This is a genomic window from Brevundimonas sp., from assembly GCF_046293315.1.
Taxonomy (GTDB): Bacteria; Pseudomonadota; Alphaproteobacteria; order Caulobacterales; family Caulobacteraceae; genus Brevundimonas.
In genome coordinates, this window is the sequence record NZ_JBKBPF010000070.1 from 1 (window position 1) to 644 (window position 644).

The window sequence follows — 644 nt, forward strand, 5'->3', positions numbered from 1 at the left end:
GTGCGAGTGTGAGAGAGCGCGCGGGTGTGTGTACGTGCGTGCGTGCGCGTGCGTGCGGCACCGTGCTGGAAGGCTTGCACCGTTAGGTCACAGTCAGCATTGTTGCAGCAGCAGCCCACACCACAGTTGTCGCATCACTGGCGCCGGCGCCGCTTGGCAGGCGCGCCGCCGGAGCGCGTCTGCCTCGGCTTGCGCCCGCTGCTGCGAGGAGCATTGGGCGCGGCCGCAGGGACTGCGACGGTGGCGTGCGTCCCGAGTGGTGCGCTGCCGCCACCGCCACCGCCACCGCCGCCGCCGCCGCCACCGCCGTCGCCACCGCCGCCGCCACCGCCGCCTTCAAAGGCTGCTGTCGCTGCCGCCGCTGCCGCCGCTGCTGCCGCCGCCGCTGCCGTTGCCGCCGCCGCCGCCGCCGCCGCCGCAGTCGCTGTCGCTGTCGGCATTGACACCCCCGACATCCCCGAAAACGCCGCCGCCACCGCCGCGTTGCGCTGCACCGCCTCTGAGCGCGCGGCCGCCAGCAGCGTGGGGCCAGACAGCGGCTGCGCCCCGCCGCCCGCCGCGCTGCTCACGGCGTGACGCACGTGACCGACCACGCAGGCGCACACGCAGTGCTCCCGCCACGCGTCACGGACGGGCGTGGCAAA

The 644-nt window shown here is 75.5% G+C and carries 1 protein-coding gene; it reads right to left on the minus strand.

Features of this window, described 5'->3' with window-relative positions; genetic code table 11:
- Nucleotides 1-134: 134 nt before the first annotated feature.
- Nucleotides 135-644, minus strand: a 510-nt coding sequence (locus tag ACK4SE_RS14060; protein WP_409693968.1) for a hypothetical protein, incomplete at its 5' end; no start/stop codon positions are given.